The sequence below is a fragment of the Streptomyces sp. A2-16 genome (assembly GCF_018128905.1).
Classification (GTDB): Bacteria; Actinomycetota; Actinomycetes; order Streptomycetales; family Streptomycetaceae; genus Streptomyces.
This window is the reverse complement of record NZ_CP063808.1, coordinates 8,125,798-8,152,625: the sequence shown is the minus strand read 5'-3', so window position 1 is coordinate 8,152,625 and position 26,828 is coordinate 8,125,798. Positions and strand designations below refer to the sequence as shown.

The window sequence follows — 26,828 nt, the reverse complement described above, 5'->3', positions numbered from 1 at the left end:
GACCACCGGCATGACGACCCACCGACGCACCGCCCAGCTGTTCACCCTGTCCGCCCCGACCCCGGAGGCGCTGCGCGAGGCCGCGCGGGAGGCCGCCGCCCGGCTCGCCCGGGCCGATGACGCCACCCTGGAGCGGCTGTGCGCGCAGGCCGCGCGAGGGCCGCATTCCGGCCATCGGATGAGCGTCGTGGGCCGGACCCCCGGCGAACTCGCCGACCGTATCCGCGCCCACCTCGCGGGCGAGCCGGTCAAGGAGGTCGCCGCAGGTCACGCGAGCCCCGGGGGAGCACCGCCGGTCGGATTCCTCTTCAGCGGCCAGGGCGCCCAGTTCGCCGGCATGGGACAGGGCCTGTACCGCACGGAAGCGGTGTTCAGGGAGACGTTCGACCGCTGCGCCGAGGCGGCCCGGCCCTTCGTCGCCGTACCGCTGCACGACCTGCTCGACCCCGCCGCCGGTGCCGTGGTGCACCGGCTCGCCCATGCCGTGCTCGGCACGTTCTGCCTGGGCACGGCCCTCGCGGAGCTGTGGCGCGGCTGGGGCGTGGAGCCGGCGGCGGTGCTCGGCTTCAGCTTCGGCGAGTACGGCGCCGCGTGCCGCGCGGGAGTCCTCTCGCCCGAGGACGCCGTACGGCTGCTCGGCACCGCCGTCACCCTCGCCGAGCGGGTCACGGACGGCGCGATGGCGGTGGTGGGCCTGGGGGAGCGGGCCGCGCGGGACCTGCTCGCGGACACCGAGCCGTCAGTCGGGATCGCCGCGGTGATCTCACCGCACGAGGTGTCGCTGTCCGGCCGGGCCGAGGCGCTCGCCCGGATCGTGGACCGGCTCACCGCCTCCGGGGTGCGCACCAGCGCCCTGCCGGTGCGGGCAGGCCTGCACTCGCCGCTCCAGGAGCCGGCCCTGGCCGAACTGCGCGAGGCGGCCGGCACCGTCCGTGCCCGCGCGCCGCGACTCCCGTACGTCTCCACGGTGACCGGCGCCCAGGTCACCGGGCCGGTGGAACCCGAGCACTGGTGTCGTCACCTACGGGGCCCGGTGCGGTTCCCGGACGCCCTCGGGGTCCTCGACGCACAGGGGATCCGGATCTCGGTGGAGGTCGGTCCGGGGCGGGCCCTGGCCGGGCTCGGGGCGCGCTGTCTGCCGGGCGGCGGACGGCTGTGGCCGGCCTCGCTCGGCCGCTCCACCGACGGCACCGGCGCGATGCTCGCGGCGCTGGGGCGGCTGCACACGGCCGGGGTGCCGGTGCGCTGGCCCGCGGTCTTTCCCGGGGCCTCCTCCGCGGTATAGGAGGCCCCGCGGCTCCCTATACTGGGCCCGATGGTTGACGAAGAAATCACCCGCTCGGCTCCGGGGCGGCCCCGCAGCGCGGAAGTGTCCCGGGGAATCAATCTGGCCGCACTGGCCCTGTTGCGGGAACGCGGGCCCCAGGGAGTCACCGTGGAAGCGGTGGCCCAGTATTCGGGTTCCGCGAAGACGACCATCTACCGCCGGTACAAGGACCGTTATGAACTCCTGCGGTCGTCGTTGGCGTTCGTCGAGAATATCCCCGAACCCGAATCCGGGCTTCCGGTACGGGAGAGATTGAACTATTTGCTACGGCAATTCAGGCATGGTCTGGAGGAGGTCGTGGGGCTGCGCGCCCTGGTCGCCCTGCTGCACGGCGACGAGGACCCGGAGTTCACCCGGGCTTTCCGGGAGACCATCCTGCGGCCGCGTCTGGAGACCATCCTCGCCACCCTGCGGGACGGCGTGGCCGACGGGGAACTGCGGCCCGACGCCGACTACGAGACGGTCGTCAGCATGATGGCGGGCTCGTACATCGCCCGCTACGCGGTCCAGGGCACCCCACCGCCCGCCGACTGGGTGGACTCCGTGGTCGACACGATCTGGCCGGCGATCCGCGCCTGAGGTCCGGCCGCCTCGTCGCCCCGGGCCTCACCGGCGTTCGCCCCCGGACCTCACGCGATGTGCTCCGGACGCAGGCCCACCCCGATGAAGCGGGCCGTCCAGCGGGTCAGGAAGGGGAAGCGGCGCACCAGGCGGGCCGCCAGGGGCCGTTCCACCGTGGTGCGGCGGTCCTTCGGGTAGAGGTCCGCCAGCATGTGCACCTGGGCCGTCTGCACCGCCCGCACCGGGAGTTCGCGGCGGCGCTGCACCCGGGCCAGCTCCTGCGGGGACGGGGTGCGTCCGGCGCGCAGGGTGGGGCCGAGCATCCGGGCGGCGGCCACCGCGTCCTGCACGGCGAGGTTGATGCCGACCCCGCCGGCCGGCGACATGGCGTGCGCCGCGTCCCCGATGCACAGCAGGCCCGGGCGGTACCAGGTGCGCAGCCGGTCCACCCGGACGCCGAGCAGCTTCACGTCGTCCCAGTCGCGGATCTCCCGCCGGACCCGGTCGCCGAACGGCGGGTGCACGGACGCCACGTCGGCCCGGAGCCGGTCCAGACCCTCCGCCCGTACGGCGTCGTACTGGCCCTGGGGGATGACGTAGGCGATCTGCCAGTAGCTGCCGCGGTCGATGGTGATCAGCACGAAGCCCCGGCCGGTGTGCAGAAAGCTCATGGTCTCCTCGGGCTCGCGGGGGAGGCGGAACCAGAGCACGTCCATCGGCGCCGCACTGGCCGACACCGGCAGCCCGACGGCCCGCCGCATGGTCGAGTGCCGGCCGTCGGCGGCGAGCACGAGGTCGGACCGGATCTCCAGCGGCCCGTCCGGGGTGTCCGCGCGCACCCCGCGCACCCGGTCGCCCTCGCGGATCACCGAGATCCCCTCGGCCTTCTGGTACAGCCGGAAGCCGGGCAGCTCGCCCGCCTTGCGGGCCAGGAAGTCCAGCACGTCCCACTGCGGCATGAAGGCGATGTACGGGAAGGGGCCGCCGATCCGGGAGAAGTCGGCGAAGGTCACCGGACCCGCGGCGGTGCGCACGGTGATGTCGGTGACCTTGGTGTGCGGGATGCGCAGGAACTCCTCCAGATACCCCAGTTCGTCGATGACCCGCAGGGTCGAGGGGTGCACGGTGTCCCCGCGGAAGTCCCGCAGGAAGTCGCCGTGCTTCTCGAGGACGACCACCTCCACGCCCTGCCGGGCGAGCAGCAGGCCCGCCATCATGCCGGCGGGGCCGCCGCCGACGACGACACACCGGGCGGTCTCGGTCTTCATGGAGTGCTCCTGGGGGTCCGGGACCGGGCGCGGGTCAGTGCCCCGCCGCGATCGGCAGGGGGTCGCCGTCGGGTCCGGTCGTGGTGAGGTCGCGGCCGCGGATCAGCGGGATCACGGCGAGCGCGCCGACGAACGCCACCACCGCCGCCACCGTCAGGATCGAGTTGAGTCCGTCGACGAACGCGGTGTGCGCCGCGTCGGTGAAGAGCCCCCGCTGCTCCGGGGGCAGCTTGGGAAGTACGGCGCCGATCTGGCCCGAGGCCACGGCGTGGCCCAGTTCGTCGGCCCGCCCCTGGAGCGGGGTGCCGGCGAGGGTCTCGGCGACCGCGTCGCGCACCCGGTCGGCGAAGACCGCGCCCAGGGAGGCGATGCCGAGGGCGATGCCGAGCGAGCGGCAGGTGTTGCTCAGGCCCGAGGCCACGCCGACCCTGGCCGGTTCCACGGCGCCCATCGCGGCGGCGACCACGTTGGGGTTGACCACGCCGACCCCGAGCCCGGTGACCAGCTGCCCGGCGAGCAGCGCGGTCCAGTCGTCGGAGGCGTCCAGGCCGCCCATCAGCAGCAGGCCGAGGCCGATGAGGGCGAGGCCCGCGGAGACCAGCCAGCGGGCCGGCAGCAGGGTGCCGGCCCGGGCCGCGACCGCGGAGGCCACGAAGATCGACAGGGTCAGGGGCAGCAGCCGGAGCCCGGCCGCCAGCGGGGCGAGGCCGAGCACGGTCTGGAGGTAGAGCGTCAGGTACAGCAGCAGCGCGAAGGCGGTGGAGCTCATGGCCAGCACGCCCACCGCGGCGCCCGTGGTGGTGACCTTCCGCAGGACGGCCCCCGGCAGCAGGGGGTCCGCGCGGTGCCGTTCGATCAGGACGAAGGCGGTCAGCGCGACGGCCGACAGGACGAATCCGCCGAGCACCGGGGCGCTGTCCCAGCCCTCCTCGTTGGCGCGCAGCAGGGCGAAGGAGAGCGAGCCGAGCGCGGTGCCGAAGGTGAGGAAGCCGGGCCAGTCGATCCGGCCGGGGCGCTCGGCCCGGGACTCGGCGACCCGGGCGGCGGTGGCGATCAGGGCGAGGACGCCGACGGGCAGGTTGACCAGGAAGATCCACCGCCAGCCGGCGCCCTCGACCAGGACCCCGCCGGCCAGCGGCCCGACCGCGAGCGCGGCTCCGCTCACCGCGCCCCAGACCGCGAGGGCGACATGGCGGTCGCGTTGGTCGGGGTAGGCGGCGGCGAGCAGCGCCAGGGACGTGGCGAGCAGTGCGGCGCCGCCCACGCCCTGGAGCACGCGCGCGGCGATCAGCATGAGCGGGTTCTGGGCGATGCCGCACAGCAGTGAGGCGAGCGTGAAGACGGCCATGCCCCAGGAGAAGACGGCCCGCCGGCCGAAGCGGTCGGCGAGCGAGCCCGCGGTCAGCAGCACCGCGGACAGGGCCACGGCGTAGGCCGCGACCACCCACTGGAGATCGGTGAGGGTGGCGTCGAGGGCTTCCTCGATGTCGGGCAGCGCGATGTTCACGATCGTCACGTCGAGCAGCAGCATGAAGCTGCCCACCGACACCACACACAGCGTCCACCACCGGTTGAGCGCCATGTTCCCTCCTCGGTCCGGCGGTTGGGCCGGGGTGATTTAAATACGCTACGAGTAGCGTAGCGTATTTGCCCAGGAGGGAACAGGGCGCACCGGTGGCACCGGTCAGGGTTCGACGGCGGCCCCGGGACGCAGGTGCAGTGAGCGCCTGGCGTAGAGCGCGGTCTGCACCTGGTTCTGGGTGCCGAGCTTGGCGTAGATGCGGCTGAGGTAGTTGCGCACGGTCTTCGGGCTGATCCCGAGGCGTTTGGCGATGCCGTGGGTGGCGTGCTCGTCGGCCATGAGGAAGAGGATCTGCCGCTCGCGCTCGGTGAGCTGGGACAGTGGCGAGGCGTCGTCCTCCGGGTTGCCCGACAACAGCTCCAGTACCTGACCGGCCGCGACGGTGGAGAGGGCGGCGCCCTCCCGGTGCACGGTGAGCAGGGTGTCGCGCAGTTCGTCCGCGCCGATGTCGCGGGAGAGATAGGCGTTGACGCCGGCCGCGAAGGCCTCGCGCATGTAGACCGGTTGCTGGTTGGTGGCGAGGACGACGATCCGGACGTGCCGGAAGTCGCGGCGGATGGCCCGGGCCACCTGGGCTCCGTCGCCCCCGGCGGGGCCGAGCCCCATGACGACGAGGTGCGGTCGCTCCCGCCGGACCAGCTGGAGTGCCGACACCCCGTCACGGGCGAGGGAGACCACGGAGAATTCCGCGAATCCCTCCAGGATTTTCTGGAAGCCCTCGGCCACCAGTCGCTCGCTGTCCACGAGCAGAACTCGTATGGATGACATGCGGTCCCTTCGTTCCCCTCAACATTCGCATGCGTGAAGAGAGCACGTGGGTGCAGCGATGATTGCCCCCGTTGACGTCCCCGCTTCCTTCGCTGGTCGATAAGTTCCGCTGTAGACCGATGTTACACGTAGTCGGAGAATCTTTTCGGTCAGTGTGGGAGGCCTCATTCCGGCGCCCCTGCCTGCGTTTATGGATACTTCACGCAGGTGGGAGCTCTCGAAAGCGCATGCCCGCCGACGGCTTGGATGTTGTCGTTCCGAGAATGAGATCCGGACTTTGTTGTTCCGGTCGACTTCCGCCCAGTGCGACATCTATATGTCGGCGTTCTGAAAATTCCGGAGACGGAGTGTTGCGGTGCGGTGATCGGTCGGTCGTGGCGGTCGGCGGTCCGAATATCGCCCTTGTCGACCCGTGCCCCGTACGCATCAATGGAACCGGTAGTTCCGACGGACCGTCAGATTCCAGCTCGCGCGGCGTCCCGCACCACGCCCGTGAAAGCCGGCCGTTCGCCGGGATGAACCCCCCCCGTCCATCCCCACATGGCAGTCCCCACCACGGGAAGGGAACCGGATTCCATGAAAGGCAAGCGCATAGGCACAGGTGCGGCACTGGCCGTCGGCACGCTCGCGGCCGCCGGACTCGCGTTCGCACCCGCCGCCCTGGCCGTCACCCCCGACACCGCGACCATCGACGCGGACTGCGGCCTGTACGGCAGCGGCCAGGCCACCCTCACCGCCACCCAGGACGGCACCGCCGCCACCGTCACCGTCACCTCGGCGATCAACGCACCGCTCGCGCTCTCCGAGGACTCGATCTCCTCGACCCTCACCTTCGTGAACGCGAACGGCGGCACCACCACCTTCACCGGCACCGAGAACCCCGCCATCGCCGCCGGTGACCCCGTCACCGTCGGTCCGCTCAGTGGCACCGTCAACTCCGGCGACAGCCTGGAGTCGTACGGCGGCTCGCTGCAGATCGTCGTCTTCGGCATCACGGTCACCTGCACGGCGACCGGTCCGCAGGCGCCGGGACCGTTCGTGTTCGACTGATCCTCCGGCAAGTCCCCTGGCTGCCGCAGGAGCTGACGCACTGTCAGGTTTCTGCGGCAGTTCCATTGACTTTTCACGCAATCCGCACATCAATGCCCCCTGTCGGCGCAGGACTTTCAGGAGCTTCCGGAGGGGGCACATCCATGGGTTCGACGACTCGAAGACGCCGTCTGGCGTCCTTTCTCGGGGCGACCGCGCTCGCGGTCACCGCGGGTGGCGCACTGGCCTGTCCGGCCGGTGCCGCCACCGACGTGGACTTCGCCACGCACTGCATCCCGCCCGCGGTCGCGGGCATCCCGCCGATCGACGGCACCACGACGGCCAGGATCGCCGTGGACAACACCAGCCCCAAGGTGGGCGACACCGTCACCGTGACGTACACGGTGGTCAAGCCCGCCGCCAGCAACCCCACGGCCATCGCCCTGCCGGCCGACATCATGACCCCGACCGGCAAGGTCACCCTCGGCGGCGCCCAGAGCGGCGCCGTGACGGTCGCGGGCCCGAAGAAGAACGACCCGGTGCCGGGCAACGGCGCCTTCCCGTCGTTCTCCATGACCGGCACCTTCAAGGTCACCTCACCCGGCGCGATCACCCTCTCGCCCGGCGACTACAACATCCACACCAGCTACATCCTCGAACTGGACACGCCCTGCACGGTGATCACCCCGCCCGCCCCGGTCTCCGAGACGGTCACCGCGACGGACGCCAACCCCGTCAACCAACGGGACATCACGCTGGGTTCGGCCTCCGGGAAGCCCGGTGACAGTGTCACGGTCACCGGCAGCAAGTTCGCCCCGGGCGCGACGGTCACCCTGGCCGGGCGGGCCGGCAGCGCCCAGACCGCGGACACCGCCACCGCGACCGCCGACTCCACGGGCGCCTTCAGCGGCTCGCTGGTCGTCAACGACAAGACGACGACCGGGGTCGTGGCCTACGAGGGCAGCGCGTGGAGCGACGCCAAGGGAGCGGGGCCCAAGGCGTACGTCGTCATCGACGACACGCCCGTCCCCGCCGGCAGCCAGAAGATCACCACCACGGTGAAGGCCGGAACGCTGTCCATGTCCCAGGCCGGGGACACCGTCAGCCTCTCGGCGGTGGACTACGGCAAGGGCGGCGCCTCGACCGGCAACCTGAACCAGGTGACGGTCAAGGACTTCCGCGGCGGGCCCGCCGGCTGGTCCCTCACCGGCAAGGTCACCGACTTCACCGGACCCGGAGCCAAGATCGACGCCGGTGCGCTGAGCTGGAGTCCCGCCTGCGCCACCAAGGCGGGCAGCCCGAGCACCTGCCAGGCCGGTTCCGCCGGCGCGGTCGGATCCTCCGGGGCGACCCTCGCGTCCACGCCCAACTCCGCGCTCACCGGCGGTGAGTTCACCGTGGATGCCGGACTCTCGCTGAACGTGCCGGCGTTCACCCCGGTGGGCACGTACTCCGGCGTTCTCACCCTCACGCTCAGCTGACCGTACGGGCGCCCGCACCCGCCCGTCCCGTCCTTCTCGCACCCGTGGGGGTCCGCACCCATGCGCAAGCTGTACGTCCTCCTCCTGAGCCTGTTCCTGGTCACGGCCGCCGCGCCCGCCCACGCCGCCGACAACGGCAGCTGGTCCGTGTACCCCGCCGCCTCCCAGATCGCCGCGCGGCCCTACTTCTATCTCTCCGCCGACCCCGGGCAGAGCATCGACGACCAGGTGGTCGTCAGCAACAAGACCGGTGAGCCGCTGACCTTCCGGCTCTACGCCGCCGACGCCTACAACACCGCCCGCGACGGCGGCTTCGCCGTGCGCACGGTCGCGGAGAAGCAGCGCGGGGTGGGGGCCTGGGCGAAACCCGCGAAGTCCCGGGTGACCGTCCCCGCACACGGCAAGGTCACCGTGCCCTTCACGCTGTCGGTGCCCGAGGGCGCCGAACCCGGCGACCACCCCGGCGCGTTGGTGGCGCTGGACGAGCGGGTCGACAAGGGCGACGGCGCGGTGGCGCTCGGCGTGCAGCGGGCCGTCGCCGCCAGGATCTACCTGCGGGTGGGCGGACCCACCGTGCCGGCGATCACCGTCGAGGACGTCCGCGTCAGCCATCACCAGCCGCTGGTACCGGGCTTGGGCGACAGCGGCGCGACGATCTCGTACACCCTGCGCAACACCGGCAACGTCACTTTGAACCCGAAGGTGGAGCTGCGGGCGACGGGGTTGTTCGGGCGGACGTTGCTGGCGCGCGACCTCGCGAGGATTCCCGGTGAGTTGCTGCCCGGGCAACGGGTACGGCTGAGCGAGCCGTGGCGCGGGGCGCCGCAACTCGACTGGGGGGATGTGAAGTTGACGGCGAGTGCGAAGGACACGCGGGAGTCGGCGAGTGCGGGGTTCTTCGCGGTGCCGTGGCTGGTCGCGGTGGTGCTGCTCGTGGTGGGTGCCGTGGGAGGGGGGCTGTGGGTTCGGTTGCGGCTGCGGGCCGGTGGGGGCTGGTCGCGCCCACGCGGCGGAGCCGCACATTGACCCAGCCCCACGCCCCCGAAGGGCGCTCCTCGGGCCGTCTCTCCTACAGCGCGTCCGGCCCGCGCTCGCCCGTCCGCACCCGTACGACCGTCTCCACCGGGAGCGCCCACACCTTGCCGTCGCCGATCTTGCCCGTGTGGGCGGCCTTGACGATCGCGTCGATGACCGTGTCCGCGTCGGCGTCGTCGACGACCACCTCGATACGGACCTTGGGGACCAGGTCGACCTGGTACTCGGCGCCGCGGTACACCTCGGTGTGACCCCGCTGCCGGCCGTAGCCGCTGGCCTCGGTCACGGTCAGGCCGTGGACGCCGATCTCCTGGAGCGCGGTCTTGACCTCGTCGAGGCGGTACGGCTTGACGATCGCGGTGATGAGCTTCATGCCTGGGTCTTGGCCTTCTGAGCGGAGGGGACGGAGGACGCGCCGACCGGGGCGCCATGGCCCAGGACGCCGTGATCGTATGCGGTCTCGGCGTGCACCGTAAGGTCCAGGCCGGTGTGCTCGTGCTCCTCGTCGGCCCGGAAGCCCATCACCTTGTCGATCAGCTTTCCGATGCCGTAGGTCATCAGGAAGGCGTACGCCCCCACGACGACCACCGCCACCAACTGCTTGCCGAGCTGGGCGAGCCCGCCGCCGTACAGCAGGCCCTCGGCGCCGCCGGTCATCGCCTTCTCCGCGAAGACGCCGATCAGCAGTGTGCCGATGATCCCGCCGACCAGGTGCACACCGACGACGTCGAGCGAGTCGTCGTAGTTCAGCTTGAACTTCCAGCCCACGGCGTACGAGCAGACGACACCGGCGGCGAGGCCGACGACGAGCGCGCCGAGCAGGGAGACCGAGCCGCAGGACGGGGTGATCGCGACCAGACCCGCGACCGCGCCGGAGGCCGCGCCGAGCGTGGTCGGGTGGCCGTCGCGCTTCTGCTCCACGAAGAGCCAGCCCAGCAGGCCCGTGCAGCCGGCCGCGAGGGTGTTGAGGAAGGCCGCGGCGGCGAGGCCGTTGGCGCCGAGTGCGGAGCCCGCGTTGAAGCCGAACCAGCCGAACCAGAGGAGACCGGCGCCCAGCATGACCATGGGGAGGTTGTGCGGGCGCATGGCGTCCTTCTTGAAGCCCAGACGCGGGCCGAGGAGCAGCGCGAGGGCGAGACCGGAGGCGCCGGAGGTGATCTCGACGGGCAGACCGCCCGCGAAGTCGAGCGCGCCGAGCCTGTCCAGGATCCAGCCGCCCGGGCCCCACACCCAGTGGGCGACGGGAACGTATACGAGCAGCGCCCAGACCGGGACGAACACCAGCCAGGCCCCGAATTTCGCCCGGTCCGCGATCGCGCCGCTGATCAGCGCGGCCGTGATGATCGCGAAGGTGAGCTGGAAGGTGGCGAAGAGGAGGGTGGGGACGGTGCCGTGGACGCTGTCGGGGCCTAGGCCGGACATGCCCGCGTGCTTCAGGCCGCCGATGAGTCCGCCGCCGATGTCCGCGTCGAAGGCCAGGGAGTAGCCGGCGGCCAGCCACACCACCGTGACCAGGGCGATCGACACGAAGCTCATCATCAGCATGTTGAGGACGCTCTTCGTGCGGACCATGCCGCCGTAGAACAGGGCCAGGCCCGGGGTCATCAGCAGGACGAGGGCGGTGGCGGCGAGCAGCCAGGCGGTGTCGCCCGTGTCGATACCTTGCGCGGCGAGGGTCACGGTCGTCTCCAACGGTGTGGGGGCTCGTCAGAGGTTCACCGGCGTGCGTTTCCGGCCGGGCACGCCGGTGTTTCCGTGATGTTTCGTTGCGTGGAGGTTTCCGGGAGCTCACCGGGGAGCGGGTGTGGGGACGCTTGTGCGGCGGGGCTCTGTGGATCAGGGAGAATGGGGCGCATGAGCGTTCGCAGTCAGTCATCCGAGCCGTCGGCCTCGTCGCAGGCACCCCACCGCGCCGGCTTCGCCTGCTTCGTGGGCCGCCCCAACGCGGGCAAGTCCACCCTCACGAACGCTCTGGTCGGCCAGAAGGTGGCGATCACCGCCAACCAGCCGCAGACGACGCGGCACACGGTACGGGGGATCGTGCACCGGCCGGACGCCCAGCTGATCCTGGTCGACACCCCGGGGCTGCACAAGCCGCGCACGCTGCTGGGCGAGCGCCTCAACGACGTGGTGCGCACCACGTGGGCCGAGGTCGACGTGATCGGCTTCTGTCTGCCGGCGAACGAGAAGCTCGGGCCCGGTGACCGGTTCATCGCGAAGGAGCTGGCGGGGATCAAGAAGTCCCCCAAGGTCGCGATCATCACGAAGACGGACCTCGTCGACTCCAAGACACTGGCCGAACAGCTCATCGCCGTCGACCAGCTCGGCAAGGAGCTGGGCATCGAGTGGGCGGAGATCGTCCCGGTGTCGGCGACCGCGAACAAGCAGGTCGACCTGCTGGCGGACCTGCTGATCCCGATGCTTCCCGAGGGCCCGGCGCTCTACCCCGAGGGCGACCTCACCGACGAGCCCGAGCAGGTCATGATCGCCGAGCTGATCCGTGAGGCGGCCCTGGAGGGCGTCCGTGACGAGCTCCCGCACTCCATCGCGGTGGTCGTCGAGGAGATGCTCCCCCGCGAGGACCGCCCCGCCGACAAGCCCCTCCTCGACATCCACGCCTTCGTCTACATCGAGCGCCCCAGCCAGAAGGGCATCATCATCGGCCCCAAGGGCAAGCGCCTGAAGGAGGTCGGCATCAAGAGCCGCAAACAGATCGAGGCGCTCCTCGGCACACCCGTCTTCCTCGACCTGCACGTCAAGGTCGCGAAGGACTGGCAGCGGGATCCTCGGCAGTTGCGGAAGCTGGGGTTCTAGGGGCTTGGGCTTGTCTCCTGGGGGTTCAGGTCCTGCAGGCCCACCACTCTGAGCAGGTGGAGGCGTTCGTACGCCTCCGTTCCCGGGCGGGCCGTGTGGACCACCAGGAGGTGGTGGTGTTCGTGGCTCACCATGACCTCGCAGTCGAGTTCCAGCAGGCCGACCACGGGGTGCACGAACCGCTTCGTGGCCTTGTTGCGCTGGGACACCTCGTGTTCGTCCCACAGACGCGCGAACTCCTCGCTGGCCGACCGGAGTTCGGCGACCAGCGCACTCGGTTCCGGGTCGTCGGGGCGGGCCGCGGCCACCGCGCGCAGGGTCGCGACCTGGGTGCGCGCGTGGTCCGCCAGGTCCTCCTCGGGGAAGAGCGTCCGCGCGGTCGGGTCCAGGAAGAACCGCCGGACCAGGTTGCGGTCCCGCCGCGGGCGTGACATCACGTCCCCCACCAGCGCCCGCGCCATCGCGTTCTGCGCCAGCACCTCCCCGCAGTCGTTCACCACCTGCGCCGGGGTGTCGTGCAGCCGGTCCAGGATCAGCAGCAGCCCCGGCCGGACATGCGCCGACGCCGTCTCCCGGCGCGGGGGCTCCTCGCCGACCAGATGGAACAGGTGGTCCTGCTCCACCGCGGTCAGACGCAGCGCCCGGGCCAGTGCCGTCAGCATCTGGCGGGACGGCCGGGGGCCCCGGGACTGCTCCAGCCGGGTGTAGTAGTCCACCGACATGCCCGCCAGCTGCGCCACCTCCTCCCTGCGCAGTCCGGGCGTACGACGCCTCGCACCCGGCGCGAGGCCCACGTCGGACGGGTTCAGCCGGGCACGGCCACGGCGCAGGAAGTCGGCGAGTTCGGCTCGGTTCACCCCTCCAGCGTGCGGCACCCCGCCCGCCTTATCCAGGGACTGCCGATCCCCCGATCAAGAGGTCTCTCCCGGTGCGTGCGCGGCCGTCCCACGCTGGTCCCGACGAGAGGAGCAGAACATGCTGACGTTGGTGACAGGTACGACGGGACAGGTCGGCCGCCGCTTCGTGCCGAGGCTGATCGCGCAGTCCCGGTCGGGGGAGCGGGTGCGGGTTCTCGTACGGGACGCCTCGCGCGGCGAACCCTTCGCGGAACTCGGCGCCGAGGTCGTCGTGGGAGACCTGAGGGACGCCGAGGCGCTCGGCAAGGCCGTCGCCGGGGTGGACGCGGTCGTGAACGTCGCCGCCTCCTTCCGGGGCGTGCCGGACGAGGAGGCCTGGGCCGTCAACCGGGATGCGGCGGTTGAGCTGGGCCGGGCCGCGGCGGCCTCAGGGGTCCGGCGGTTCGTGCAGGTCAGCACCGGTCTTGTGTACGGCACCGGGCGTGGCCGGCTGCTCACCGAGGACGACGAGAGCCGGCCCGGCGGCTCCATGTGGGGTGCCTATCCCGCGTCCAAGGCGGAGGCCGAACGGGAGCTGTTCGCGCTGGAGGGACTCGATGTGCGGGTCGGACGGCTTCCCTTCGTCTACGGCGAGGGGGACCCGCATCTCGCGCAGTCCCTGATGTGGGCGAAGAACTGGGCGTCGGCGCAGCGGCTGCACATGGGGCACCACGCGGATGTGGCGCAGGGGCTGCTGCGGATCCTGCACGCGCCGGGGATCTCGGGGCGGATCTACAACATCGCCGACGACGCCCCGGTGACGGCGGTGGAGTTGCATCAGCTCAACGGGGCGGAGATTCCCGGGGAGTTGTACGAGCGGGCCGACCCCGATCCGTGGCTGGTGCTCATGTCCACGGAGCGGATTCGGCGGGAGCTGGGGTATCGGCCGGTGTATCCGTCGGTCTATGCGGCTCGGGAGGCGGGAGCGCTGTGAGGCCGGTGGGCGGGTGCGGGTGCGGGTGCGGGTGCGTTGTGGCTGGTCGCGCCCACGCGGCGGAGCCGCACATCGATACAGCCCGCACCCCTGGGCAGTTCTAGTCGACGCCCTTTATACGGTCCACCAGCACCGCCCCCGCCAGACCCACCGCCGCCGCCACCCCGTACAGCACCCGGTACCCCCCGAGGTGTGTGACGATCGGCGCCGCCAGTGCGGGGGCGGCCACCTGGGGCAGGGAGTTCGCCACGTTGATGACGCCCAGGTCCTTGCCCCGGTCCAGGGCCTTCGGCAACACGTCCGTCATCAGCGCGAAGTCGACCGACATGAACACCCCCAGCCCGACCCCCAGCAGTGCCGCCACGATGATCGCGCTCGGCCAGGTCTGCCATACCGCTAGCAGGCCCGTGGCCACCGCCATCAGCACTCCGGACCAGCGGACGAAGGGCTTGCGGCGGCCCACGCGGTCGGACCAGACGCCGCCCACCACGACCGTGGCCAGCAGCGCCACGCTGTCCACCGCGGTGAGGATCAGGACGCCCTGCTCGGGGTCGTCGTGGTGGAGGCGGTCGCGCAGGTAGTAGAGGAGGTAGAGGATCACCAGCGCGTTGCTGAGGTTGATCAGGAAGCGGGTCAGCCAGGCCCAGGCGAAGTCCGGGTGGCGGCGCGGGCTCAGCCAGAAGCCGCGCGCGAACGACCGCCAGGACCACGGCGGTCGGTCCGTGGCCGCCAGTCTCAGATCCCGGTGGCGCAGTACGTACGGCAGCACGCCCGCCAGCGTGAACACCGCGCACGCCGCATAGCCCGCCGCGATGCCGCCCGCCGCCGTCGCGAGGCCCGTGCCGACGACCGCGCCGAGGATCTGCGCCGCGCCGATCCAGCCGCCCACCGCGCCGCGCTGGAGGCGCGGCACCCGGTCCGGCACCGCCGCCGTGACCGCCGCGAAGGCCGCGTTCAGGGTCAGCTGGACCAGACACCAGCCGAGCATCATGAGCCACAGCCCGCCCGCCCCGGCGAGCACCAGCAGCGACAGCGCGCCGCCCGCCGCACCCGCCACGATCCACGGGCTGCGGCGGCCCCAGCGGGCCGTGGTGCGGTCCGACAGCGCGCCGAAGAACGGGTTCGCCGCCAGCGACACCACCGCGCCCACGCCCGTCACCCACGCCAGCAGCGTCTCCTTCGACATGCCGGTGCCCGGCGCGAAGTCCTCCGCCTGCCGGGCCAGCAGGATCTGCAGGGGGCCGTACCAGCCCACCCAGATCGCCACGTTGGCGAGGGAGAGCGACGCCGTCCAGCCCTTGCCGACCCGGTCGACGGGTTCGGCGAGGGCGTCCGAGCGGGTGGTCGTCACTTCTGCGCCCGGAGCAGCTCCCGGTACCAGCCGTACGACGCCTTCGGGGTCCTGGCCAGGGTCTCGAAGTCGACGTGCACCAGCCCGAACCGCTGCGCGTACCCCTCCGCCCACTCGAAGTTGTCCATCAGCGACCACACGAAGTACCCGCGTACGTCCACACCCGCCTCGACCGCCTTGTGCAGGGCGCGGACGTGGCCGTCCAGGTAGGCGACCCGGGCCCGGTCGTCGACGCCCTCGTAGGAGCAGCCGTTCTCGGTGATGACGACGGGCGGGAGCCGGTCGCCGTAGCGCTCGTGGAATGTCGTGAGCAGTTCCGTCAGGCCTTCCGGGACCACCGGCCAGCCGAAGTCCGTCACCGGGACGTCCTCGATCTCCTGGACGGAGAAGGGGAGTTCGGCGGGGATGGTCAGGCCGCCGAACTCGATGTCCTCGCCCTTCGGGGCGCCCACGCGGGTCGGGGCGTAGTAGTTGACGCCGTAGAAGTCGAGCGGCTCGGAGATGACCTTGAGGTCGGCCGCCACGTCTCCGGGCATCAAGTCGCCCAGCCCCGAGGGGTATTCGCCCAGGAGCACCGGTTCGGCGAACAGACGGTTCAGCAGCAGGTCGTAGAAGTCGGCGGCCTCGACGTCGGGTTGCTCCTGCGAGGCCGGCCAGGTCGGGCCGTGCGAGTTGGCGATGCCGATGTCCGTGGCACCGGACGCGCGCAGTGCCTGCACGGCCAGGCCGTGGCCCAGGAGCTGGTGGTGGGCGGCGGGCAGGGCGTCGAACATCAGCTTCTCGCCGGGCGCGTGGGCGCCGAGCGCGTGGCCGAACAGGGTGTGCTCGGCGGGCTCGTTGAGGGTGATCCACTTCTTGACGCGGTCGCCGAGGCGGTCGGCCACGAGGGACACGTACTCGGCGAACCGGTAGGCGGTGTCCCGGTGCAGCCAGCCTCCGTTCGCCTGCAACGCCACCGGCAGGTCCCAGTGGAACAGGGTCGGCACGGGACGTACGCCCGCCGCGGCCAGTTCGTCCACGAGGCGGTCGTAGAAGTCGAGGCCCTTGTCCGTCCGGACCCGCGGCCAGGAGATCGAGAAGCGGTACGCGTCCACGCCCAGCCCGGCCAGGAAAGCCACGTCCTCGCGGTAGCGGTGGTAGTGGTCGCAGGCCACCTCCGCCGTCGAGCCGTCCTTCACCCGTCCCGGCTCGGCCGTGAAGGCGTCCCACACGGACCGCTCACGCTCGTCCGCCGCTCCCTCGATCTGATGGGCCGAGGTCGAGACCCCCCACAGGAAGCCGTCGGGGAACCGGGGGATCGCCTGCTCTTCAGTCGCCATGCGCCGGATCATGCTTACCGGCGGGTAAGGAAGTCAACGGGCAGGCGTGAACAAGCAGTCAAGCGCCCTCTTTGAGTACCTTCGAGATCAGTTTCCGTTGCTCTTCCGTCAGCCGGGGATCGGCCGCGTACACCGTCCTGCCGTCCACGGTGATCTCGTAGTTGAAGCCGTCCGGAACCCCGATCGGGGGAGTGCCCCGGCCGGCGGCGACCGCCTTCTCGGCCAGGGCCTGCCATTCGTGGGCATCGGGCCGCCCGGAGGTGTCGACCTCCTTGTGCCGCTCGATGCCCGCGAACCCGCCCGTGCGCCTCACCTGAATACGCATGGGTCCCTGTCTAGTACGGACTCACAGGATCCGCACCCCGACCTGCTCCCAGGCCTTCGACACGGCCTGGAGTTCCTCGCCGCCGTCCCCGAAGCGTTCGCGCGCGGCCTTGAGGGTGAGCTTCGCGAAGTCGTTGAACAGCGCCCGGTCGGAGAGCTCGCCGCCGGTGAGGACGTCGTACCAGATCTGGCCCGCGCGCTCCCAGGCGTGGCCGCCGAGGGCGGTCGCCACCAGGTAGAAGGCGTGGTTGGGGATGCCGGAGTTGATGTGCACGCCGCCGTTGTCGCGGCCGGTGCGGACATAGTCGTCCATGGTCGCGGGCTGCGGGTCCTTGCCGAGCACGTCGTCGTCGTACGCGCTGCCCGGCTCCTTCATCGAGCGCAGGGCCTTGCCGGAGACGCTGGGGGCGAGGAGCCCGGCGCCGATCAGCCAGTCGGCCTCGGCGGCCGTCTGGCCGAGCGTGTACTGCTTGATGAGCGAGCCGAAGACGTCGGACATCGACTCGTTGAGGGCGCCCGGCTGGCCGTAGTACGTGAGGTTCGCCGTGTACTGCGTGACGCCGTGGGTCAGTTCGTGGCCGATGACGTCGATCGGGATGGTGAAGTCGAGGAAGATCTCGCCGTCGCCGTCGCCGAACACCATCTGCTCGCCGTTCCAGAAGGCGTTGTTGTAGTTCTCGTCGAAGTGCACGGTCGCGTCGAGCGGGAGGCCGTCGCCGTCGATCGAGTGGCGGGTGTAGGCCTTCAGATAGAGGTCGAAGGTGGCGCCGAGACCGGCGTAGGCGCGGTTGACGGTCGCGTCCTGGCCGGGGTCGGAGCCCTCGGCGCGGACCTTCGTGCCCGGCAGGTCGCTCTTGTGCCCGGCGTCGTAGATCGTCCGCAGCGGCTGGTCCGACGGTGCCTTCGCCGTCGGCGCGGCCGCGAGGCCGAACTCGGTCGTCACACGGCGCCTGCCGCGCAGTTCACTGTCGCGCATGAGGGTCTGCTGCGCGGGACCGGAGAGTGCGGGGTCGTCGTTCCGGGCCAGTTTGTCCAGGACATGTGGCGGTACGACGGTGCAGAAGACGGGCCTGAAGCCCCCGTTGGTCGTCATGTGCGGCACCCTTGCACTGAGTCATGACCGTGTCACTACCCGCAACCATGATTGGTGAAATATACGGACAGGGATGCACACGCTCCGTGACGAAGTGGTATGGCGCACTTTTTGTCCCGTTTATCTCTCGGGTCCCGCATACTGATACGGCGCCCCGCACCCGAACCGGCTCGGCTAGCATGCTTCGCATCATGCGTTTCGGGCTGCTTCTTCTTAGCTGCCGCGGCGAGGGCCTGTAGTCCAGGTCGACTCCCTCCCCGCGGAGCTTCGCGTTGCGTGTCGGCCGTCCTTTCCGGACACCTCTAGGAGCCCCGCAATCATGGCGAACCGCCAGCAGCCCAGCACCATGCCGATCCACAAGTACGGTCAGTACGAGCAGGTCGACATCCCGGACCGCACCTGGCCGAACAACCGGATCACCGTCGCCCCCCGCTGGCTCTCCACCGACCTGCGTGACGGCAACCAGGCCCTGATCGACCCGATGTCGCCCGAGCGCAAGCGCCGGATGTTCGACCAGCTGGTCAAGATGGGCTACAAGGAGATCGAGGTCGGCTTCCCGGCATCGGGCCAGACCGACTTCGACTTCGTACGGTCGATCGTCGAGGAGCCGGGCGCGATCCCGGACGACGTGACGATCTCCGTACTGACCCAGGCCCGCGAGGACCTGATCGAGCGGACCGTCGAGTCGCTGAAGGGCGCCAAGCGGGCCACCGTGCACCTGTACAACGCGACCGCTCCCGTCTTCCGTCGCGTGGTCTTCCGCGGCTCCAAGGACGACATCAAGCAGATCGCCGTCGACGGCACCCGTCTGGTGATGGAGTACGCGGAGAAGCTGCTGGGCCCGGAGACCGAGTTCGGCTACCAGTACAGCCCCGAGATCTTCACCGACACCGAGCTGGACTTCGCGCTGGAGGTCTGCGAGGCGGTGATGGACGTCTACCAGCCGGGTCCGGGCCGCGAGATCATCCTCAACCTGCCCGCCACGGTGGAGCGTTCGACGCCCTCGACGCACGCGGACCGCTTCGAGTGGATGCACCGCAACCTGTCCCGCCGCGAGTACGTGTGCATCTCGATCCACCCGCACAACGACCGCGGCACCGCCGTCGCCGCCGCCGAGCTGGCGCTGATGGCCGGCGCCGACCGCGTCGAGGGCTGTCTGTTCGGACAGGGCGAGCGCACTGGCAACGTCGACCTGGTCACCCTGGGCATGAACCTGTTCTCGCAGGGCGTCGACCCGCAGATCGACTTCTCCGACATCGACGAGATCCGTCGCACGTGGGAGTACTGCAACCAGATGGAGGTCCACCCGCGCCACCCGTACGTGGGCGACCTGGTCTACACGTCCTTCTCCGGCTCCCACCAGGACGCCATCAAGAAGGGCTTCGACGCCATGGAGGCCGACGCGGCCGCCAAGGGCGTCACCGTCGACGACATCGAGTGGGCGGTCCCGTACCTGCCGATCGACCCGAAGGACGTCGGCCGCTCCTACGAGGCCGTCATCCGGGTCAACTCGCAGTCCGGCAAGGGCGGAATCGCATACGTCCTGAAGAACGACCACAAGCTGGACCTGCCCCGCCGGATGCAGATCGAGTTCTCCAAGCTCATCCAGGCCAAGACGGACGCCGAGGGCGGCGAGGTCACCGGGTCCGACATCTGGGCGGTCTTCCAGGACGAGTACCTGCCGAACCCCGAGAACCCCTGGGGCCGTATCCAGGTCAAGAACGGCCAGTCGACGACCGACACCGACGGCGTGGACACGCTGAAGGTGGAGGCCACGGTCGACGGCGTCGACACGGTCCTGACCGGTACCGGCAACGGCCCGATCTCCGCCTTCTTCGACGCGCTGGCCAAGGTCGGCATCGACGCCCGGCTGCTGGACTACCAGGAGCACACGATGAGCGAGGGCGCCTCCGCGCAGGCCGCCTCCTACATCGAATGCGCGATCGACGGCAAGGTTCTGTGGGGAATCGGCATCGACGCGAACACGACGCGTGCATCCCTGAAGGCGGTCGTCTCGGCCGTCAACCGAGCCGCTCGATAATCCCTCTGACCGGGGGTTTTGGGGCCTTGATCGCTGTATACGGCGATCAAGGCCCCGTCGTTTATCGGCCATCGGCCCGTGGAGGTCACGAGCAGGTCTCGTCCGGGGTGCTGACTCCACCTCACTCATGTGGCTAACATCACGCAAGCGCGGCGATGTTGCCGCGGGGTTACGCGGAGGTGTGACGTGCTGCCTGGACGGGGACGAAACGGCCGTGCCGCCAGGCCTGCGCGCCTCCTGGGCACCCGTACCGCGTGGACGACCGTCGGCGACGGCGAGTTCTTCTGCCCCGGGTGCGGGGGAGACCGCAACTACCAGCGCCTGACCGGCCGTCGACGCGTGGTCCTGCTGGGTGTTCCGGTCCTGCCGCGCGGCGACACCGGCCCGGTGGTGGAATGCGCGGCCTGCCGCCGCCACTTCGGCACGGACGTCCTCGACCACCCGACCACGACCCGCTTCTCGGCGATGCTCCGCGACGCCGTCCACACCGTCGCCCTCGCGGTCCTCGCGGCGGGCGGCACCTGCTCGCGCACCTCCCTGGAGGCCGCCGCCGTGGCGGTCCGCGCGGCGGGCTTCGACGACTGCACGGAGGACCAGCTGGAGGCCCTGGTCGAGGCCCTCGCCGAGGACACCGGCCGGGTCCACGACCGCCCCTGCGGAGCCGGCCTCGCCATAGAGCTCCACGAGGCCCTCGACCCGCTCGCCCCCCACCTCGCCCCCGCGGGCCGCGAGTCGATCCTCCTCCAGGCGGCCCGCATCGCCCTCGCGGACGGCCCCTACACGCCCCCGGAGCGGGACGTCCTCACGACGGTCGGCACGGCCCTGACCATCTGCGCCGACGACGTCACCAGACTGCTGGCCGCGGCCCGCACCCCGTCCTGATACTCCCCCGGGAGTAGCGCGCGCCCCGGGCCACCCCTGGCAGTACCCCCCGACTCGCCCTCCCGCCCGACGAACGAAGGCCCTTTCGCCGGAAGTCTGGAACCGACCCAGACGTCCGACCGGAGGGAGGCCCGTCGATGGGGGCCGCAAAGATGAGCGCACGGCGGCGACGTGCCGTGCCCTGGCTCGTGCTGGGGCTGTGGATCGTCGTCCTGGCGGCCGTGTCGCCGTTCGCGTCGAAGCTCGCGGACGTACAGCGGGACCGGGCCGTGGACTACCTGCCGGCGAGCGCCGACTCGACGCAGGTCGCGAAGATCCAGGAACGGCTGCCCGGGGGCGAGGCCACCCAGATGGTCGTCGTCTACCACCGGGACGGCGGACTGACGGCGGCCGACAAGGCCACCGCCGCCCGGCAGATCGGGCGGATCGCGGACGAGCACACGCTCACCGCCGTACCGCGCGGCATACCGTCCGCGGACGGCACCACCGTGATGTACCCCGTCGCCAGCACCGAGCCGGGCACCGACGAGAAGGCCCGCGACCGGCTCGTCAACGACGTGCGGGACGTCGCGAAGGGCGAGGACGGCCTGAGCGTCGAGGTCGGCGGGGAAGGAGCCCTCGCCACCGACGCCGCCGAGGTCTACAACTCGCTCGGCGGACCGCTGCTCTACACCACCGCCGCGGTCGTCGCCCTGCTGCTGATCCTCATCTACCGCAGTCCGCTGCTGTGGCTGGTGCCGCTCGGGGTCGCGGGCATGTCGGAGTTCCTCGCGCGAGGCGTGGCCTACGGGCTCAACCAGGGGTTCGGGACGTCCGTCACCGGTCAGAGCGGCGGCATCATGACGATCCTGGTGTTCGGCGCCGGCACCGACTACGCCCTGCTGCTCGTCTCCCGGTACCGGGAGGAACTCCGGCGCACCGAGCGGCCGTACGACGCCATGGCGGCCGCGCTGAAGGGCTGCGGGCCCGCCGTGCTCGCCTCCTCCGGGACCGTGGCCGCGGGCCTGCTCTGTCTGCTCGCCGCCGACCTCAACAGCAGCCGCGGAATGGGCCCGTTGGGCACGGTCGGGGTACTGGTCGCGCTCGCCGCGATGATGACGCTGCTGCCCGCGGTCCTGGTCCTGCTCGGCCGCCGGGTCTTCTGGCCGCTCGTGCCGCGCTACGGCAGCACACCCAAGGCCCGCCGGTCGCTGTTCGCCGCGATGGGCGGCTCGGCCGGGCGGCGGCCGCTCACCGTGCTGGCCGGCGGGGCCGTGCTCCTCGGGGCGCTCGCGCTGGGCGTGCTGAACCTGCCCGGCAGCCTCAAGCAGGAGGACTCCTTCACCAGCAGGCCAGACGCCGTCGCCGCCATGCGGACGCTCGCCGCGGCCTACCCGGAGCGGGGCACCCAGCCCATCACCGTCATCGCCCCGGACGACCGCGCCGACGCGGCCCTCGCCCGGATCCGCGGCACCGAGGGCGTCGACAGCGCCCGCACGGGGCGCACCGGGGACGGCTGGACCGAGATCTCCGTCACCGCCGTGAACGCCCCCCAGTCCGCCGGGGAGACCGCGACCATCAAGGCCCTGCGCGACACCCTCGACGGCTCCTACGTCGGCGGGCCCAGCGCCGAACAGCTCGACCTGAAGGACACCAACGCACGGGACCGCATGATCGTCGTGCCGATCGTCCTCGTCTCGGTGCTGCTCATCCTGATCGCCCTGCTGCGGTCCCTCGTCGCGCCGCTGCTCCTGGTGGCCGCCGTGGTCGCCGTGTGGGCCGCCGCCCTCGGCATCGGCGGGCTGGTCTTCGGGCCGGTGTTCGGGTTCGAGGGCACCGACCCGGGGCTCGGGCTGCTGTCCTTCGTGTTCCTGGTCGCCCTCGGCGTCGACTACGGCATCTTCCTGATGCACCGCATGCGCGAGGAGTCCCTGGCCGGCGTCGAACCGGTCACCGCGGCCCTCACCGCGCTGCGCACCACCGGCGGGGTCATCGCCTCGGCGGGCACGGTCCTTGCGGCCACCTTCGCGGTGCTCACCAACATGCCGCTGGTCCCACTCGTCGAACTGGGCTTCGTGATCGCGGTGGGCGTGCTCCTCGACACCTTCCTCGTGCGGACCTATCTGGTCACCAGCGCGGCCGTCGCACTGCGCCGGAAGGTGTGGTGGCCGGGGCCGCTGTCCCGGGCGCCCGAGCCGCCGGTACGGGCCGAGCGCCAGCCGGAACCCGTGTGACGAGGTCACTCCAGGGCGCCCTTCCCTCCCGGAAGGGCGCCTTCCTCCCCGAGGATGACACCGTGCAGCAGACCACCGGACCCCGACTCGGCGAGCGCGTCATGGCGGCCGTCAACCGCGACCCGCGGACCGCCCCGCACGGCACCCGCAACGACGCGCTGCTCGCCGCCGTGCTGGCGGTGGCCGCCGTGTGCGTCGGACTGTTCACCGACGAGGCCCGCCGCCCGGACGCCCTCGGCTGGACGCTGCTGCTGGCCGCCCACGTGCCGATCGTGTGGCGGCGACGCCGCCCGCTGCTCGTGCTGGCCGCGACGGTGGCGCTGATCGTGCCCTACCACGCCCTCGACAACAACCACCTCGCCCCCACCCCGGTCGCCTACGTCGCCCTCTACACGGTCGCCGTCACCGGCCGCCCGCTGCGCACGGTCCTGACGGGCGTCACCGTCGTCGGCCTCTCCACGAGCGTCATGCTCACCGTCAGCACCCATCAGGCCGTCGAACTGCTGCGGATCTCCGGCTGGATCATCGCCGTCCTCTTCTGCGGCATCGACGTCCGCTACTACCGCCAGTACGTCGCCTCCATCGTCGAACGCGCCGTCCGCGCCGAACGCACCCGCGAGGAGGAGGCCCGCCGCCGGGTCGCCGAGGAACGCCTGCGCATCGCCCGCGACCTGCACGACCTGCTCGCCCACACCATCACCCTGATCGGCGTGCAGACCTCCGTCGCCGCCCACGTCCTGGCCGCCGACCCCGAACGCCTCGACCGGGAGGCCGTCGCCAAGTCCCTCGACGACATCGCCGAGACCTGCCGGACCGCGCGCGGCGAACTCCGTACGACGCTGGAGGTGCTGCGCGAACACGGCCTCACGGACACCCGCGGCCCGCTGCCCGGCCTCGACGGCCTGCCCGACCTCGTCGCGGCCGCCCGACTCGCCGGCGCCCGCGTCGAACAGGACCTGCGCATCCGCACCGACCCGCCGCCCGCGGTGGGCGCCGCCGCCTACCGGATCGTCCAGGAGGCGCTCACCAACGCGGTCCGGCACGCGGGACCCGAACCCGCCGTACGCCTCAGGCTGTACGACGAACCGGGCGCCCTGCGCGTGTCGGTGACCGACGACGGCACCGGGCCCACCCCCGGCCACACCCCAGGATTCGGACTGGTCGGCATGCGCGAGCGGGCCCGCAGCGTAGGTGGCACACTCGACGCCGGACCACGCCCTGACGGCGGGTTCGAGGTGACGGCGGCACTGCCGCTCACCGTGGGGGAGGGAACCGTATGACCATCCGCGTGCTGCTCGCCGACGACCAGACCCTGGTGCGGGCCGCGTTCGCCATGCTCGTCGAGTCGGCGCGGGACATGGAGGTCGTCGGAGAGGCGGCCAGCGGCAGGGAGGCCGTCGGGGCCGTGCGCGAAGTGCGGCCCGACCTCGTGGTGATGGACATCCGCATGCCTGACCTGGACGGCATCGAGGCGACCCGGCTCATCGCCGCCGACGAGGAGCTCGCCGGAGTGCGGGTACTCGTCCTGACCACCTACGACACCGACGAGAACATCGTCGAGGCGCTGCGCGCGGGAGCCTCCGGCTTCCTCGTCAAGGACACCCGGCCCGCCGAACTCCTCGACGCCATCCGCACGGTCGCGGCCGGCGAGGCGCTGCTCTCCCCGGGACCGACGGCCAGGCTGATCGAACGGTTCCTGCGCAGCCCGACGGTCCCCGTGCCGGGCGGCGGCCCCGAGTGCCTCTCCGACCGGGAACGCGAGGTGCTCGCGCTGGTCGCCCGGGGCCTGAACAACACGGAGATCGCCGACACACTGGGCCTGAGCCCCCTCACCGCGAAGACCCACGTCAGCCGGATCATGGGGAAGCTGGGGGCACGGGACCGGGCGCAACTGGTCATCGTGGCGTACGAGTCGGGGATGGTGACTCCGGGGGCCATGTGACGGTGCCCCCGGCCGGAGCGCCCGGAAGGAGCCCGGCCGCGGCCAGGAACTCCCCCACCCGCTCCACCTCCGCCGCCGACAACGGCACCTGTGGCTCCGCCGTCGCCGGGCAGTCGATCACGCCCCGCAGGTGCAGCGCCGCCTTGAACGCGCCCAGGGCCGACGAGGAGGCTCCCATGCGGGCCGGGTCGCCCACGGTCACCATGCCGAACAGGGCGCACAGCCGCTCCTGTTCGGCGCGGGCCCCCTCCAGGTCGCCCGCCCGGTACAGCCGGTCGAGACGGACGTACCCCTCAGGGTCGACGTTGGCGAGACCGGGCACCGCCCCGTCCGCGCCGACCGCGAGGGCCGCGTCGACGACGACCTCGGAGCCGGTCAGGGCGCTGAAGCCGGTGATGCCGGGATGGGCGCGGGCGCCGGAGACGACCGTACGGAAGGCGGCGAGGTCGCCGCTGGAGTCCTTGAGGCCGGCCAGGACGCCCTCGGCGGCCAGGTCGAGGATCAGCTCCGCGGGCAGTTTGGTGTGCACGCCCGTCGGGAGGTCGTAGGCGATGACCGGGACCGGGCTGCTCGCCGCGACGAGCCGGAAGTGGCGGGCGATCTCCGCCGGATGGGTCCGGGTGTAGAAGGGCGCCGTGACGACGACCGCGTCGGCGCCCGCCGCCGTGACGGCCCGCACATGGTCCAGGACCCGGGCCGTCGTCATGTCGATCACCCCGGCCAGCACCGGGAGCCGGCCCCCGACGTGCCCGGTCACCGCCTCGACCACCAGCCTGCGCCGATCGTCGGTCAGGAAGGCCGCCTCGGACGAGGTGCCCAGCACGAACAGCCCGTGCACCCCGGCCGCGACGAGATGATCGACGAGCCTGAGCAGCGAGGGCACGTCCACCTCGCGGTCCGGTGTCAACGGCGTGCAGACGGGCGGGACGACACCGGTCAGCGGGGCGGGAAGGATCATCGGGGCTCCTCGGGATCGGCCGTCCACCGATCCTCCCGCACGAGGTGAGGGGGCGCCGACCCCTGTACGGCGCCCCCACACCCGATGTGCCTCGCTACGGCAGGTCGCGCATGTACGTCTTGTCCTCGTCGGAGTCGTAGATCAGCTTGCCGTCCTTGTCGTAGCCCTTGAGGTGCGGGCTCCTGGTGACCTGCTCGGTCAGGGTGCCGGAGGCGACGAACCAGCCGTGGTCGAGGACCGCCTGGCTGTCGGCGCCGCCGTAGGAGACGGTCACCTTGGCCACCGTCGGATCGACCGTGCCGATGAAGCCCCACCCGAACGGCAGTTTCCAGTGGCCCTTGTCCAGGAACGACTGCTGGTAGAGCTTGTTGGCGTTGATGTCGGCCAGCACGGGCGGGGAGTCCGGCAGCCGGTCACTGCCGACACTGGTGTTCAGCCCGGAAGCCTCACCGTCCTTGATGTTGCAGACCAGCCGGGTCTCCTTCGGCTTCTCCTTCACGGCGACCACGAACATGCCGTCACCGGGCGAGTTGGAGTCACCGGTGCTGTTGAGCGCCAGGATGATCCGGTACTCGTCGGCCTTGCCCAGGTCCGCGTTCGCGGTGCCGCCGTGGGCCACGCGGTCCCGGTCGTAGGCGAGGCACTTGTCGAGCCCCCGCGCCGCCTGGTCCAGCGTGATCCCGTCCCGGAGCTGCCCCGCCGTGGCCGGTCCCGCCGGGCCGCTGGGCGTGGGGGAGGGGGTGGACACCGTCGTGGGGCTCGCGGATGCCGCGGCCGGAGTCGAGGGCTCCGTCGCCCCCGCTCCCGAGCCGCCCACCGCGAACGCCCCCACCGGCACCGCGGCCAGGGTCACCAGGGCCGCCCCGGCCATCACCACCCGGCGGCGCCGCTCGGCCACGCCCTGGCGGCGGATCTGCGGATACGGCACCGGCGAGGGCCGGATCGTGTAGGCGTCCTCGGAGAGCAGTTCCCGCAGTTGCTCCTCGAAGTCCCGCTCCCCTTCACTCATG

At 71.5% G+C, this 26,828-nt stretch carries 24 protein-coding genes; 12 read left to right on the top strand and 12 right to left on the bottom strand.

What is annotated here, in order from left to right:
- Window positions 1–10: 10 nt before the first annotated feature.
- Together IOD14_RS36620 and IOD14_RS36615 are read left to right on the top strand one after the other, a co-directional pair.
- Window positions 11–1,285, top strand: a complete 1,275-nt coding sequence (locus IOD14_RS36620; RefSeq protein ID WP_212672545.1) for an acyltransferase domain-containing protein — start codon at window positions 11–13, stop codon at window positions 1,283–1,285.
- A gap of 30 nt (window positions 1,286–1,315) precedes the next feature.
- Window positions 1,316–1,906, top strand: coding sequence for a TetR/AcrR family transcriptional regulator (locus tag IOD14_RS36615; RefSeq protein ID WP_123989066.1), 591 nt, complete (start codon window positions 1,316–1,318; stop codon window positions 1,904–1,906).
- Between the two features lie 50 nt (window positions 1,907–1,956).
- Here the strand turns inward: IOD14_RS36615 and IOD14_RS36610 are convergent, their stop codons facing one another.
- The 3 genes from IOD14_RS36610 to IOD14_RS36600 all read right to left on the bottom strand — a co-directional run bounded on the left by IOD14_RS36610 (window position 1,957) and on the right by IOD14_RS36600 (window position 5,506).
- A complete protein-coding gene (locus IOD14_RS36610; RefSeq protein ID WP_123989065.1) occupies window positions 1,957–3,156 on the bottom strand; it encodes an FAD-dependent oxidoreductase in 1,200 nt (399 codons plus the stop codon).
- Between the two features lie 34 nt (window positions 3,157–3,190).
- Window positions 3,191–4,738, bottom strand: a complete 1,548-nt coding sequence (locus IOD14_RS36605; RefSeq protein ID WP_212672544.1) for an MFS transporter — start codon at window positions 4,736–4,738, stop codon at window positions 3,191–3,193.
- Between the two features lie 102 nt (window positions 4,739–4,840).
- Window positions 4,841–5,506, bottom strand: a complete 666-nt coding sequence (locus tag IOD14_RS36600; protein ID WP_212672543.1) for a response regulator transcription factor — start codon at window positions 5,504–5,506, stop codon at window positions 4,841–4,843.
- A 576-nt stretch (window positions 5,507–6,082) separates the two neighbouring features.
- Here IOD14_RS36600 and IOD14_RS36595 point away from each other — a divergent pair.
- The 3 genes from IOD14_RS36595 to IOD14_RS36585 all read left to right on the top strand — a co-directional run bounded on the left by IOD14_RS36595 (window position 6,083) and on the right by IOD14_RS36585 (window position 9,042).
- A complete protein-coding gene (locus IOD14_RS36595) occupies window positions 6,083–6,556 on the top strand; it encodes a hypothetical protein (RefSeq protein ID WP_123989062.1) in 474 nt (157 codons plus the stop codon).
- Between the two features lie 143 nt (window positions 6,557–6,699).
- Window positions 6,700–8,016, top strand: a complete 1,317-nt coding sequence (locus tag IOD14_RS36590; RefSeq protein WP_212672542.1) for a beta-xylosidase — start codon at window positions 6,700–6,702, stop codon at window positions 8,014–8,016.
- Between the two features lie 60 nt (window positions 8,017–8,076).
- The gene (locus IOD14_RS36585; protein ID WP_123989060.1) at window positions 8,077–9,042 is read left to right on the top strand and encodes a DUF916 domain-containing protein; all 966 of its coding nucleotides are present in this window, start codon (window positions 8,077–8,079) and stop codon (window positions 9,040–9,042) included.
- A gap of 43 nt (window positions 9,043–9,085) precedes the next feature.
- Here IOD14_RS36585 and IOD14_RS36580 read toward each other — a convergent pair whose 3' ends face one another.
- Together IOD14_RS36580 and IOD14_RS36575 are read right to left on the bottom strand one after the other, a co-directional pair.
- Window positions 9,086–9,424: a P-II family nitrogen regulator gene (locus IOD14_RS36580; protein ID WP_212672541.1), complete on the bottom strand. Its 339-nt coding sequence runs from the start codon at window positions 9,422–9,424 to the stop codon at window positions 9,086–9,088.
- Window positions 9,421–10,731 (bottom strand): ammonium transporter, encoded by a 1,311-nt coding sequence (locus IOD14_RS36575; RefSeq protein ID WP_212672540.1) that lies wholly within the window; start codon window positions 10,729–10,731, stop codon window positions 9,421–9,423. Before IOD14_RS36575 ends, IOD14_RS36580 begins: the two co-directional genes overlap by 4 nt.
- Before the next feature lie 165 nt (window positions 10,732–10,896).
- On the opposite strand from IOD14_RS36575, the gene era reads away from it, so the two are divergent.
- Window positions 10,897–11,865, top strand: coding sequence for a GTPase Era (gene era / locus IOD14_RS36570; RefSeq protein ID WP_123989057.1), 969 nt, complete (start codon window positions 10,897–10,899; stop codon window positions 11,863–11,865).
- Here era and IOD14_RS36565 read toward each other — a convergent pair.
- Entirely contained in the window at window positions 11,862–12,722 is an 861-nt protein-coding gene (locus IOD14_RS36565) for a helix-turn-helix transcriptional regulator (RefSeq protein WP_212672539.1), read from the bottom strand. The genes era and IOD14_RS36565 overlap by 4 nt on opposite strands.
- A gap of 118 nt (window positions 12,723–12,840) precedes the next feature.
- On the opposite strand from IOD14_RS36565, the gene IOD14_RS36560 reads away from it, so the two are divergent.
- Window positions 12,841–13,695: an NAD(P)-dependent oxidoreductase gene (locus IOD14_RS36560; protein ID WP_212672538.1), complete on the top strand. Its 855-nt coding sequence runs from the start codon at window positions 12,841–12,843 to the stop codon at window positions 13,693–13,695.
- Between the two features lie 100 nt (window positions 13,696–13,795).
- On the opposite strand, the gene IOD14_RS36555 is transcribed toward IOD14_RS36560, so the two are convergent.
- From IOD14_RS36555 to IOD14_RS36540, 4 genes are read right to left on the bottom strand one after another with little or no spacing between them, the layout of a single operon-like run.
- The gene (locus tag IOD14_RS36555) at window positions 13,796–15,046 is read right to left on the bottom strand and encodes an MFS transporter (RefSeq protein WP_212672537.1); all 1,251 of its coding nucleotides are present in this window, start codon (window positions 15,044–15,046) and stop codon (window positions 13,796–13,798) included.
- Complete coding sequence (locus tag IOD14_RS36550) at window positions 15,043–16,365, bottom strand: GH1 family beta-glucosidase (RefSeq protein ID WP_249126158.1); 1,323 nt, start codon at window positions 16,363–16,365, stop codon at window positions 15,043–15,045. The genes IOD14_RS36555 and IOD14_RS36550 overlap by 4 nt, the downstream gene beginning before the upstream one ends.
- 58 nt (window positions 16,366–16,423) lie before the next feature.
- A complete protein-coding gene (locus IOD14_RS36545; RefSeq protein ID WP_123989052.1) occupies window positions 16,424–16,690 on the bottom strand; it encodes a protealysin inhibitor emfourin in 267 nt (88 codons plus the stop codon).
- A 21-nt stretch (window positions 16,691–16,711) separates the two neighbouring features.
- Window positions 16,712–17,782, bottom strand: coding sequence for a M4 family metallopeptidase (locus IOD14_RS36540; protein ID WP_123989051.1), 1,071 nt, complete (start codon window positions 17,780–17,782; stop codon window positions 16,712–16,714).
- A 319-nt stretch (window positions 17,783–18,101) separates the two neighbouring features.
- On the opposite strand from IOD14_RS36540, the gene leuA reads away from it, so the two are divergent.
- The 5 genes from leuA to IOD14_RS36515 all read left to right on the top strand — a co-directional run bounded on the left by leuA (window position 18,102) and on the right by IOD14_RS36515 (window position 24,860).
- Entirely contained in the window at window positions 18,102–19,823 is a 1,722-nt protein-coding gene (gene leuA, locus IOD14_RS36535) for a 2-isopropylmalate synthase (protein ID WP_123989050.1), read from the top strand.
- Between the two features lie 186 nt (window positions 19,824–20,009).
- The gene (locus IOD14_RS36530; RefSeq protein ID WP_212672535.1) at window positions 20,010–20,705 is read left to right on the top strand and encodes a TerB family tellurite resistance protein; all 696 of its coding nucleotides are present in this window, start codon (window positions 20,010–20,012) and stop codon (window positions 20,703–20,705) included.
- Window positions 20,706–20,842: 137 nt separating this feature from the next.
- Window positions 20,843–22,918: an MMPL family transporter gene (locus IOD14_RS36525; protein WP_212672533.1), complete on the top strand. Its 2,076-nt coding sequence runs from the start codon at window positions 20,843–20,845 to the stop codon at window positions 22,916–22,918.
- A complete protein-coding gene (locus IOD14_RS36520; protein ID WP_123989047.1) occupies window positions 22,915–24,198 on the top strand; it encodes a sensor histidine kinase in 1,284 nt (427 codons plus the stop codon). Before IOD14_RS36525 ends, IOD14_RS36520 begins: the two co-directional genes overlap by 4 nt.
- Window positions 24,195–24,860 (top strand): response regulator transcription factor, encoded by a 666-nt coding sequence (locus IOD14_RS36515; protein WP_123989046.1) that lies wholly within the window; start codon window positions 24,195–24,197, stop codon window positions 24,858–24,860. Before IOD14_RS36520 ends, IOD14_RS36515 begins: the two co-directional genes overlap by 4 nt.
- On the opposite strand, the gene IOD14_RS36510 is transcribed toward IOD14_RS36515, so the two are convergent.
- Both IOD14_RS36510 and IOD14_RS36505 read right to left on the bottom strand, forming a co-directional pair.
- A complete protein-coding gene (locus IOD14_RS36510) occupies window positions 24,814–25,818 on the bottom strand; it encodes a dihydrodipicolinate synthase family protein (RefSeq protein WP_249126157.1) in 1,005 nt (334 codons plus the stop codon). The two genes, IOD14_RS36515 and IOD14_RS36510, sit on opposite strands and share 47 nt — an antisense overlap.
- Window positions 25,819–25,912: 94 nt before the next feature.
- Entirely contained in the window at window positions 25,913–26,827 is a 915-nt protein-coding gene (locus IOD14_RS36505) for a hypothetical protein (RefSeq protein WP_212673474.1), read from the bottom strand.
- Window position 26,828 lies beyond the last annotated feature (1 nt).

Excerpts from the sequence above, each read along its gene's own strand:
- IOD14_RS36515 (WP_123989046.1), top strand. The coding sequence starts at position 24,195 with ATGACCATCCGCGTGCTGCTCGCCGACGACCAGACCCTGGTGCGGGCC.
- IOD14_RS36560 (WP_212672538.1), top strand. The coding sequence starts at position 12,841 with ATGCTGACGTTGGTGACAGGTACGACGGGACAGGTCGGCCGCCGCTTC.
- IOD14_RS36610 (WP_123989065.1), bottom strand. The coding sequence starts at position 3,156 with ATGAAGACCGAGACCGCCCGGTGTGTCGTCGTCGGCGGCGGCCCCGCC.
- IOD14_RS36595 (WP_123989062.1), top strand. The coding sequence starts at position 6,083 with ATGAAAGGCAAGCGCATAGGCACAGGTGCGGCACTGGCCGTCGGCACG.
- leuA (WP_123989050.1), top strand. The coding sequence starts at position 18,102 with ATGGCGAACCGCCAGCAGCCCAGCACCATGCCGATCCACAAGTACGGT.
- era (WP_123989057.1), top strand. The coding sequence starts at position 10,897 with ATGGGGCGCATGAGCGTTCGCAGTCAGTCATCCGAGCCGTCGGCCTCG.
- IOD14_RS36580 (WP_212672541.1), bottom strand. The coding sequence starts at position 9,424 with ATGAAGCTCATCACCGCGATCGTCAAGCCGTACCGCCTCGACGAGGTC.
- IOD14_RS36505 (WP_212673474.1), bottom strand. The coding sequence starts at position 26,827 with ATGAGTGAAGGGGAGCGGGACTTCGAGGAGCAACTGCGGGAACTGCTC.
- IOD14_RS36615 (WP_123989066.1), top strand. The coding sequence starts at position 1,316 with ATGGTTGACGAAGAAATCACCCGCTCGGCTCCGGGGCGGCCCCGCAGC.
- IOD14_RS36585 (WP_123989060.1), top strand. The coding sequence starts at position 8,077 with ATGCGCAAGCTGTACGTCCTCCTCCTGAGCCTGTTCCTGGTCACGGCC.
- IOD14_RS36545 (WP_123989052.1), bottom strand. The coding sequence starts at position 16,690 with ATGCGTATTCAGGTGAGGCGCACGGGCGGGTTCGCGGGCATCGAGCGG.
- IOD14_RS36590 (WP_212672542.1), top strand. The coding sequence starts at position 6,700 with ATGGGTTCGACGACTCGAAGACGCCGTCTGGCGTCCTTTCTCGGGGCG.
- IOD14_RS36605 (WP_212672544.1), bottom strand. The coding sequence starts at position 4,738 with ATGGCGCTCAACCGGTGGTGGACGCTGTGTGTGGTGTCGGTGGGCAGC.
- IOD14_RS36510 (WP_249126157.1), bottom strand. The coding sequence starts at position 25,818 with ATGATCCTTCCCGCCCCGCTGACCGGTGTCGTCCCGCCCGTCTGCACG.
- IOD14_RS36540 (WP_123989051.1), bottom strand. The coding sequence starts at position 17,782 with ATGACGACCAACGGGGGCTTCAGGCCCGTCTTCTGCACCGTCGTACCG.
- IOD14_RS36620 (WP_212672545.1), top strand. The coding sequence starts at position 11 with ATGACGACCCACCGACGCACCGCCCAGCTGTTCACCCTGTCCGCCCCG.
- IOD14_RS36550 (WP_249126158.1), bottom strand. The coding sequence starts at position 16,365 with ATGGCGACTGAAGAGCAGGCGATCCCCCGGTTCCCCGACGGCTTCCTG.
- IOD14_RS36525 (WP_212672533.1), top strand. The coding sequence starts at position 20,843 with ATGGGGGCCGCAAAGATGAGCGCACGGCGGCGACGTGCCGTGCCCTGG.
- IOD14_RS36600 (WP_212672543.1), bottom strand. The coding sequence starts at position 5,506 with ATGTCATCCATACGAGTTCTGCTCGTGGACAGCGAGCGACTGGTGGCC.